Annotated in this window: 2 protein-coding genes; both read left to right on the forward strand. The window is 72.0% G+C overall.

Annotated elements, in window-relative coordinates; translation table 11 throughout:
- The first annotated feature begins 421 nt into the window (after positions 1–421).
- Positions 422–1,345: a diacylglycerol kinase family protein gene (locus tag LCD33_RS28540; RefSeq protein WP_224960484.1), complete on the forward strand. Its 924-nt coding sequence runs from the start codon at positions 422–424 to the stop codon at positions 1,343–1,345.
- A 244-nt stretch (positions 1,346–1,589) separates the two neighbouring features.
- Complete coding sequence (locus tag LCD33_RS28545; RefSeq protein ID WP_200073222.1) at positions 1,590–1,847, forward strand: WhiB family transcriptional regulator; 258 nt, start codon at positions 1,590–1,592, stop codon at positions 1,845–1,847.
- The last annotated feature ends 124 nt before the right edge of the window (positions 1,848–1,971 follow it).

The raw sequence follows: 1,971 nt of genomic DNA on the forward strand, positions 1-1,971 counted from the left end.
CGTCCACGGCGTGGAGTCGCGGGCCGGGCCCGGGTGGCCCGCCCGCCCCCGGCCCCCCCCCGCCCCCGGGGGGGCCCGCCCCTTACGCGGTGGGTTCTGCAGGGGCCACCCCCCCGCCCGGGCGCGGGGGGGCCGTCTTGATCCCCGCCGCGGGCGCGGCGGGGGGGGGCCCCCCCCCGCCGAACCGGAACCGGTGGTCGACGACCGCGCCCGTGCGGGCGCACCGCGAAGCGGAGCCGGCGCGACGCGCGCGGCCCGCGCGGTGTCTCAGCCCGCCGCCGGTCGGGTCGACCGGGACCGCAGCGTCCCGCACCGTCCCACGTCGCCGACCAGGGGAGGAACGCGGACTCGACCGACCAGGACCTGACCGTCCGGCCGCACCCCGCGAAGCCGCGGGAACGCCTCGCCTAGGCTGCAGGTCGTGCGCGCCGTGCTCGTCGTCAACCCGCAGGCGACCTCGACCACCGCCGCCGGGCGGGACGTGGTGGCCCACGCCTTGGCCGACGTGGTGAAGCTGGAGGTCGCGCAGACCCGGTACCGGGGTCACGCCGCCGAGGTCGCCCGCGCGGCGGTCGCGGAAGGCGTGGACCTGGTCATCGCGCACGGCGGTGACGGCACGGTCAACGAGGTCGTCAACGGGATGCTCGCCGATCCGGTCCCGGAGCGCGGGTTGCCCACCCTCGGCGTCGTGCCGGGCGGTTCGGCGAACGTGTTCGCGCGGGCCCTGGGCCTGCCGAAGGACCCGATCGAGGCGACGTACCGGTTGTTGCAGGCCATCGCCACCGACAGCAGCAGGCTGGTCGGGCTCGGCAAGGCCAACGACCGCTGGTTCACCTTCAACGCGGGCGTCGGCTGGGACGCCGATGTGGTCGCCGAGGTCGACCAGATCCGCGGCCGCGGCCGCGATGTCACCCCCGCGCTCTACGCGCGCACCGCGCTGAGCTGCTACTTCCGCATGTCGCGCCGCGAACCGATGATCACCGTGCAGGTGGGCGACGAGGAGCCGGTCACCGGGCTGCACACCGCGTTCGTGGCCAACACCGACCCCTGGACGTACCTGGGCTCACGTCCGATGCGGATGAACCCGGACACCACGTTCGACACCGGGCTGGGCGTGTTCGCGCTGCGCGACATGAACGCTTACGTTGTGTTGCGCTACATCGCGCAGATGCTCCGCGGTAGTGCGAAACCACACGGAAGAAACGCGCTTCGGCGTGCCGATGTCGGCCACATCCACGTAGCCTGTCAGGAGCCGTTGCGTCTGCAGGTGGACGGCGACAACCTCGGCGAGCGTTCGGTCATCGAGTTCGTGTCCGTGCCGGACGCCCTGCGGGTCGCTGTATAACCTTCTCGTAACGGAGCCCGATCGCTGATCGACGGCCCCGCCCCTGACCAGCGATCATTCAGAACCCCTGGTCACGAGACGTCGATCTTTCAGGTGAGTTGGCTCACGGCACGAGATCGAACTCTTGACATCACGGCAGTTCGTGAAAGCATTCACAAGCACACGGACTCCGTGAAAGCATTCACAAACACCCCGAACGAACTACCGGCGCGCCATGTGCGCGCCTAGCGAGGAGCAAGGAATCATGGACTGGCGCCACGATGCGGTTTGCCGTGACGAGGACCCGGAGCTGTTCTTCCCCGTTGGGAACAGCGGTCCTGCGCTGCTGCAGATCGCCGAGGCGAAAGCCGTGTGCCGGCGTTGTCCCGTTGCCTCCGAGTGCCTGGCGTGGGCACTGGAGAGCGGCCAGGACGCCGGCGTCTGGGGCGGCATGAGCGAGGACGAGCGGCGTGCCCTGAAGCGTCGCAGCTCGCGGACTCGGGCGGCTCGTACCAACGCCTGAGCAGCGGACCTGCTCGCAGCGTAGTGGGGGGGGCGGGGGGGGGCCCCCCCCCCCCCCCCCCCCCCCCCCCCCCCCCCCCCCCCCCCCCGCGCGGCCCAACAACACCAACCCCCCAACGAACCAC

This window comes from Saccharopolyspora sp. 7B, from assembly GCF_020177435.1.
Lineage (GTDB): Bacteria > Actinomycetota > Actinomycetes > Mycobacteriales > Pseudonocardiaceae > Saccharopolyspora_C > Saccharopolyspora_C gregorii.

What these genes read in the sequence shown, in the direction of transcription:
- LCD33_RS28545 (WP_200073222.1), top strand. Translation starts at nt 1,590, where the DNA reads ATGGACTGGCGCCACGATGCGGTTTGCCGTGACGAGGACCCGGAGCTG.